Origin of the sequence: Streptomyces sp. WELS2, assembly GCF_013870595.1 — a bacterium.
In the GTDB taxonomy this organism is placed as follows: Bacteria; Actinomycetota; Actinomycetes; order Streptomycetales; family Streptomycetaceae; genus Streptomyces.
Map to the genome: position 1 here is coordinate 1 of NZ_JACBWZ010000249.1, position 7,797 is coordinate 7,797.

5 protein-coding genes are annotated in these 7,797 nt (G+C 73.0%); all 5 read left to right on the forward strand.

Annotated features, from left to right (window positions below):
• Window positions 1–273 precede the first annotated feature (273 nt).
• On the forward strand, window positions 274–3,936 hold the full coding sequence (locus H5J33_RS16495; protein ID WP_181795664.1) for a nitrate reductase subunit alpha: 3,663 nt from the start codon (window positions 274–276) through the stop codon (window positions 3,934–3,936).
• 1 nt (window position 3,937) lies between these two features.
• Window positions 3,938–5,548 carry a nitrate reductase subunit beta gene (gene narH, locus H5J33_RS16500; RefSeq protein ID WP_181795665.1) on the forward strand — a complete coding sequence of 537 codons (1,611 nt, stop codon included), beginning with the start codon at window positions 3,938–3,940 and terminating at the stop codon, window positions 5,546–5,548.
• On the forward strand, window positions 5,545–6,171 hold the full coding sequence (narJ, locus tag H5J33_RS16505) for a nitrate reductase molybdenum cofactor assembly chaperone (RefSeq protein ID WP_181795666.1): 627 nt from the start codon (window positions 5,545–5,547) through the stop codon (window positions 6,169–6,171). Before narH ends, narJ begins: the two co-directional genes overlap by 4 nt.
• Window positions 6,168–6,905: a respiratory nitrate reductase subunit gamma gene (gene narI, locus H5J33_RS16510; protein WP_181795667.1), complete on the forward strand. Its 738-nt coding sequence runs from the start codon at window positions 6,168–6,170 to the stop codon at window positions 6,903–6,905. The genes narJ and narI overlap by 4 nt, the downstream gene beginning before the upstream one ends.
• 59 nt (window positions 6,906–6,964) lie before the next feature.
• Window positions 6,965–7,797, forward strand: an 833-nt coding sequence (locus H5J33_RS16515; RefSeq protein WP_181795668.1) for a tellurite resistance/C4-dicarboxylate transporter family protein, incomplete at its 3' end; no start/stop codon positions are given.

Consider the following 7,797-nt stretch of genomic DNA (forward strand, 5'->3'; position numbering starts at 1 on the left):
GGCTCGTTCACCTGGTCGGAGCGGGAGTCACAGGGCTGCGGAGCGCCCCGATCCCCAACGGCGTGCAACGAGGAGACCAACGCCGGGTCGTCTCTTTTTCGTTCGCCCCGAACCATTGCAAAGCGCAAGAAAAACAAGTTCTCGGTACGTCCAAGTGGCGAAAAACAGCGCCACCGCGGGAGCGGTCCCAGAGCACTCTGGCCCCGTTCACCGACAGGCGCGTGCCGGAGCCGAGCGTTCCGGCAGCCCGATCCCCGAGGGGAGACCGAGGGCGTGGTACGTGGCAGGGCGAAGGCGGAGCGGATTGCCTCGGATGCGGCCGAGAGGCTTCTCGCGGCCGGGCAGTTGTTACGGCGGGCGCCGACGACGCCCGGCAACAGGGCCGTACTCCGTGCGGACCAGCAGGTCAACGATCAGCCGTACCGGGAGCGTTGGGCCCACGACAAGGTGGTGCGCTCCACGCACGGGGTGAACTGCACGGGATCGTGTTCCTGGCAGGTGTACGTGAAGGACGGTCTGATCACCTGGGAGACCCAGGCGACGGACTATCCCTCGACGGGCCCGGACCGGCCCGACTACGAGCCGCGGGGCTGCCCGCGCGGGGCGTCGTTCTCCTGGTACACGTACTCGCCGACCCGGGTGAAGTACCCGCACGCCCGCGGCGTACTGGTCGAAATGTTTCGGGATGCAAAGCGCCGCCTGGGCGGCGATCCGGTCGCGGCGTGGGCGGAGATCACCGGCGACCCGGACAAGCGGCGCCGCTACCAGTCCGCGCGCGGCAAGGGCGGCCTGGTGCGCATCGGCTGGCAGGAGGCGCTGGAGATCGCCGCCGCCGCCCATGTGCACACCCTCGAGGAGTACGGGCCCGACCGGATCGCGGGGTTCTCCCCGATCCCGGCGATGTCGATGGCCTCGCACGCGGTCGGGGCGCGGTTCCACGCGCTGATCGGGGCGCCGATGCTGTCGTTCTACGACTGGTACGCGGACCTGCCGATCGCGTCGCCGCAGGTCTTCGGCGACCAGACGGACGTACCGGAGTCGGGTGACTGGTGGGACGCGGCCTATCTGATGCTGTGGGGCTCCAACGTCCCCGTCACCCGGACGCCGGACGCCCACTGGATGGCGGAGGCCCGCTACCGTGGCCAGAAGGTGGTGGTGGTCTCACCGGACTACGCGGACGCCACCAAGTTCGCCGACGAGTGGCTGCACCCGCATCCGGGCACCGACGGCGCGCTGGCCATGGCGATGGGTCACGTCATCCTGCGCGAGTGCTTCGTGGACCGGCAGGTGCCCTACTTCACCGACTACGTGAAACGGTTCACCGACCTGCCCTTCCTGGTCGCGCTCGACGGCGACCCGGCCGAGGGCGGCACCCCGGGCTCCTTCGTGACCGCCCGGGACCTGGGCCTGGAGGAGGACGCGGAGGCGGCGGCGCGGCGCTGGATGCCGGTCGTGTTCGACACGGTGACCGGCCGGCCGGCCGTGCCCCCCGGCACCCTGGGCGACCGCTGGAGCGAGACGGGCAAGGGCCGCTGGCACCTCGGTCTGGACGGCATCGAGCCCCTGCTGAGCTGCCACGGCCGGCCGGAGGCCACCACGGCCCGGGTGGTGCTGCCGCGGTTCGACGAGCCGGGCGCCACGCTCACCCGGTCGGTGCCGGCGCTGCGCCTCGGCGGGCGCCTGGTGACCACCGTGTTCGATCTGATGCTGGCCCGGTACGGGGTGGGCCGCGAGGGCCTGGACGGGCAGTGGCCCGCCTCGTACGAGGACGCCTCCACGCCCTGCACGCCGGCCTGGCAGGAGGCGATCACCTCCGTGCCGGCGGGTGCCGTGGTACGGGCGGCCCGCGAGTTCGCCCGGACCGCGGAGCAGACCCGGGGCCGCTGCATGATCATCATGGGCGCGGGCACCAACCACTGGTTCCACTCCGACACCATCTACCGGTCGTTCCTGTCCCTGCTGCTGCTCACCGGCTGCCAGGGCGTCAACGGCGGCGGCTGGGCGCACTACGTCGGCCAGGAGAAGGTCCGCCCGTACACGGGCTGGCAGCAGCTGGCGACGGCCGCGGACTGGGCGCGCCCGTCCCGGCAGATGGCGGGCACGCCGTACTGGTACGTGCACACCGACCAGTGGCGGTACGAGAAGTTCACCGCGGACGCCCTGGCCGCGCCGACCGCGCCCGGGACGCTCGGCGGGCTGCACACCGCGGACCTCGTGGCCCGCTCCGCGCGCCAGGGCTGGATGCCGTCGTACCCCACCTTCGACGCCAACCCCCTGGACCTGGGGCGGCGCATCCACGAGGCGGGGGCCGACCCGGCGAAGTGGGTGGCCGCCGAACGCGACGCCGGCCGGCTGTCGTACGCCGTCGAGAACCCGGACGATCCGGCCAACTGGCCGCGGGTGCTGACCGTGTGGCGGGCCAACCTGATCGGCTCGTCGGCCAAGGGCAACGAGTTCTTCCTGCGGCACCTGCTGGGGGCGGCCGACAACGCGAGCGCCGAGGAGACGCCGCCCGAATGCCGGCCCCGGGACGTGGCGTGGCAGGCGGAGGCGCCGCGCGGCAAGCTCGACCTGCTGCTCGCGCTCGACTTCCGGATGACCTCGACCACGCTGTTCGCCGATCTGGTGCTGCCCGCGGCGACCTGGTACGAGAAGCACGACCTGTCCAGCACGGACATGCACCCCTATGTGCACGCGTTCTCCCCGGCGATCAGCCCGCCCTGGCAGGCCCGCACCGACTTCGAGATCTTCCACGGCCTGGCCGCCGAGGTCGCCCGGCTGGCGAAGGGCCGGCTGGACGTGGGCTACGACCTGGTGGCCACCGCCCTCCAGCACGACACCCCTGGCGAGGCCCCGCCGGACGGGCCCACCGCCCCGCGCCTGACCCTGGTACGGCGGGACTACACCGCCCTCGGCGAGCAGATCGCCGCGCTGGGGCCGCTGGCCGAGCGGGAGGGGATGACGGTCAAGGGGGTGACCGTGCGGCCGGAGCCCGAGGTGCGCCGGCTCGCCGCGCGCTGCGGCACCGCGGACTTTGGGGCGGTGCGCGGGCGGCCGCTGCTGGACACCGACGTCAAGCTGTGCGAGGCGATCCTCGCCCTGTCCGGCACGACCAACGGCCGGCTGGCCGCCGAGGGGTTCGAGCGGCTCGCCGAGCGGTGCGGGCCCGATTCGGGGCTGACCGAACTGGGCGCGTCGGTGGCCGAGCGGCGCATCACGTTCTCCGACACCCAGGCCCGGCCGGTGCAGGTCGGGGCGAGCTTCGAGTGGTCGGGCAAGGAGGGCGCGGACCGCCGCTACTCCCCCTTCACCGTCAACACCGAGCACCTCAAGCCCTGGCACACCCTCACCGGACGCCAGCACTTCTATCTGGACCACCCCTGGATCGCCGAGTACGGCGAACAACTCCCGGTCTACCGGCCCCCGTTGGACATGGGTGCGCTCGGTGAGGGGGCACGGCCGGACGGTGACGGGGCGCGGTCGGTGACGGTCCGCTACCTCACGCCGCACTCGAAGTGGTCGATCCACTCCGAGTACCAGGAGAACCTGCTGATGCAGACCCTCGCCCGTGGCGGCCCGGTCGTCTGGATCAGTGTCGCCGACGCCGAGGCGATCGGTGTCGCGGACAACGACTGGATCGAGGCCGACAACGCCAACGGCGTGGTCGTGGCCCGGGCGGTCGTCTCCCACCGCATGCCCGCCGGCACGGTGTTCATGTACCACGTCCAGGAACGGCTGGTGAACGTACCCAAGTCGGAGGCCACCGGGCGCCGCGGCGGTGTCCACAACGCGCTGACCCGGCTGCTGATCAAGCCGACGCACCTCATCGGCGGGCACGCCCAGCTCTCCTTCGCCCCCAACTACTACGGCCCCACCGGTAATCAGCGCGACGCGGTCACCGTCATCCGGCGGCGTACCCAGAACGTGGAGTACTGACATGCGCGTCATGGCACAGATCGCCATGGTGATGAACCTCGACAAGTGCATCGGCTGCCACACCTGTTCGGTCACCTGCAAGCAGACGTGGACCAACCGGACGGGCACCGAGTACGCGTGGTTCAACAACGTCGAGACCCGTCCCGGCCAGGGCTATCCGCGCGGTTACGAGGACCAGGACAAGTGGAAGGGCGGCTGGCGGCTCAAGCACGGGCGGCTGGTGCCGCGCAGCGGGGGGCGGGCCCGCCGGCTGGCCCGGCTGTTCGCCAACCCCGAACTGCCGTCCCTGTCCGACTACTACGAGCCGTGGACCTACGACTACGAGAACCTCCTCGCCGCGCCGCTCGGCGACGACGTGCCCACCGCGCCGCCCCGCTCCCTGGCCGACGGCCGCCCCACCCGGGTGACCTGGGGCCCGAACTGGGACGACGACCTCGGCGGCGGGCCCGAGCACCTGGCCGGGGATCCGGTGCTGCGGAAGATGAACGAGCAGGTGCGCCTGGAGTACGAGCAGGCGTTCATGTTCTACCTGCCGCGCATCTGCGAGCACTGCCTCAACCCGTCCTGCGTGGCCGTGTGCCCGTCCGGCGCCCTGTACAAGCGCATCGAGGACGGCATCGTGCTGGTCGACCAGGACCGCTGCCGGGGCTGGCGGATGTGCGTGTCCGGCTGCCCGTACAAGAAGGTGTACTTCAACCACACCACCGGCAAGGCCGAGAAGTGCACCCTGTGCTACCCGCGCATCGAGGCGGGGCAGCCCACCGTCTGCTCCGAGACCTGCGTGGGCCGGCTGCGCTACCTCGGGGTGATCCTCTACGACGCCGACAAGGTCGGCGAGGCCGCCGCCACGGAAAGCGAACAGGACCTGTACGAGGCGCAGTTGGGCTGCTTCCTCGATCCGTACGACCCCGAGGTGGCGCGCGCCGCCGAGGCGGCAGGGATCCCGCACGACTGGGTCACCGCCGCCCGCCGCTCCCCCGTGCACGCCCTGATCAACACCTACCGGGTGGCGCTGCCCCTGCACCCGGAGTTCCGCACGATGCCCATGGTCTGGTACATCCCGCCGCTGTCGCCGGTCGTGGAGTCGCTCACCGCCACCGGGCACGACGGGGAGGACCCGGCCAAGCTGTTCGCCGCGATCGACTCGCTGCGCATTCCCGTGGCCTACCTCGCCGAACTGTTCACCGCGGGCGACCCGGCGCCGGTGGAGGCCGCGCTGTGCCGGCTGGCCGCGATGCGCACCCACATGCGCCGGGTGAACCTCGGCGAGGAGCGGGATCCGGCCATCGCCCGCGCGGTCGGCATGGACACCGCCGGGATCGAGGCCATGTACCGGCTGCTGGCGCTGGCCAAGTACGACGAGCGCTATGTCATCCCGACCAGCTACACCGGCGCCCTGCCCGCCGACGACGGCCTCGAGGCCGGGTGCAGCCTGGACGGCGACGGCGGGATCGGCATGTACGAGGCGGACGCCTTCCACGCCCCGCCCGCCGTCGGGCCGGAGCCGGAGCACGCCGGGACCTCGCTGCGCGGCAGGGTCAACCTGCTGAACTGGAACGGCAAGGGCCGCCCCGAGGGGCTGTTCCCGCGCGGCCGGGGCGGCGCCCGGTGAGCCGTCCCGTCGTCCACCAGGCGGCCTCCCTGCTGCTCGGCTACCCGGACCAGGACTGGCCCGGGCGGCTGGGCACCGTGCGCACGGTGCTGGAGTCCGTGCGCGGCGCGGAGACCGGTCTGCTGCTGCGGTTCTGCGAGCGGGTCGGGGAGACCGACCCGCTGGTGCTGGCCGCCCGGTACGTCACCACCTTCGACCGCAGCCGGCGGCGCTGCCTGTACCTGACGTACTACACCGACGGGGACACCCGCGGGCGGGGCGGCACCCTGGCCCGGCTGAAGGCCCTCTACCGGGAGCACGGCTGGCAGGCCGCCGAGCGGGAACTGCCCGACTTCCTGCCGCTGATGCTGGAGTTCGCCGCCCGCGTCCCCGAGGCCGGGATCCCCCTGCTGACCCGGCACCGGCCCGCCCTGGAACTGCTCCGCTTCGCCCTGGCCGCTTACCACAGTCCCTACGAGGACGTCGTCGAGGCGGTCTGCCGGACCCTGCCCGGCCCCCGGCCGCCGAGCCGTGAGGCCGCCCTCCGGCTCGCTCGCACCGGCCCGCCCGCCGAGGCGGTCGGCCTCCTGCCCTACCCCCCACGCACCCCCCACAGCCCGCACGTGGAGGAGACCTCCCGGTGAACCACCTGCACATCGCCCTCTGGGGCGTACTCCCCTACCTCGTCGTCGCCGTGCTGGTCACCGGCACCGCCTGGCGCTACCGCTACGACCGGTTCGGCTTCACCACGCGCTCCAGCCAGCTCCACGAACACCGGCTGCTCGCGGTCGGCGGTCCGCTGTTCCACTACGGGCTGCTGTTCGTGGCGGCAGGGCACGTCATCGGCCTGGTCGTTCCCGAGCCCCTCACCGAGCGAGTGCGGGTGCACGAGTGGCTGTACCACCTCAACGCGCTGATCGTCGGCGGCACGGCGGGCCTGGCCACCCTCGCCGGTCTTGCCGTCCTGCTGTACCGCCGGCTGCGCGTGCCCGCCGTACGGGCCTCGACCAGCCGCAGCGACCGCGCCGTCTACCCGCTCCTGGTCTGCGTCCTGCTGGCCGGGCTGGCCGCCACGGCCACCACCCTGCGCCCCCACCCCTACGACTACCGGGTGGGTGTGTCGGTGTGGTTCCGCTCGCTGTTCACCCTGGACCCGGACGTGTCCGCCATGGCCCACGCCCCGCTCGCCTACCAGGTGCACGCCCTGCTGGGACTGGCGTTGTTCGCGCTGGTGCCGTTCAGCCGTCTCGTCCACGCCTTCACCGCGCCGCTGGGCTATCTGACCCGCCCCTACATCGTCTACCGCTCCCACGGCACCGGGCGGCGGCCGGCCACGCCGTACCCGGGGCCGGGCCGGGACACGGTCGCGCGTCGCTGATGGGCGCACGGCTGTCGGACCGGTGCCGGGAGCTGCCGCCGGCGTGTTTCGCTCCCGTCATGGCCACCGGCATCGTCTCCCGGGCGCTCGGCCAGGCCGGCGCCCCCGTGATGTCCGCGGTGCTCTTCGGCCTCGCGGCGGCCCTGTACCTGCCGCTGCTGGCGGCGTCCGGTGTCAAGGCCGCCGTCCACCGGGAGACCGTGCGTGCCGAACTGCGTGATCCCGGGCGCCTGTTCGGGCACTACACGCTCGTCGCGGCCAGCGGGGTGCTCGCCACCCGGCTGGCCGACGGGCCGGCCCGGATCGCGGGCTGGGCCCTGCTGGCGATCGCCGTCGTCGTGTGGGCGCGGCTCGCCCGCGCGACGGCCCGGCTGCGGCGTGCCGGTCCGGAGGCGGTGCTGCGGCGGGCGGACGGCATCTGGTTCCTGGCCACCGTCGGCTTGCAGGCGATCGTGCTCACGCTGACGAGCCTCGCTCCCAGCCGCCCGGGGCTCGCCGTCGCCCTCGTGCTGTGGGGCGCCGGTCTGCCGCTGTACGCGGGCACGCTCGCGCTCGTCCTGCGGCGGCTGCGGCGCCACCCGCCCCGGCCGGCCCAGGCGCTGCCCAGCTACTGGGTCACGATGGGTGCCGCGGCCATCAGCACCCTGGCGGGCGCCCGGCTCCTGGGCCGCGAGGAGCTGCTGCCCGGGCCGGTGCGCGGTCTGGCCGGGGCCACCGTCGTCGTGCTGTGGGCGTGGGCGACCGTCCTGATTCCCCCGCTGGTGGCCGCGGGTGTCTGGCGCCATCTGCGGCACCGTGTCCCGTTCGCCTACGAGCCCACGCTCTGGTGCGTCGTCTTCCCGCTGGGCATGTACGCCACCGCGACCGCCCAGCTCGCCGGGGAGCACCGGAT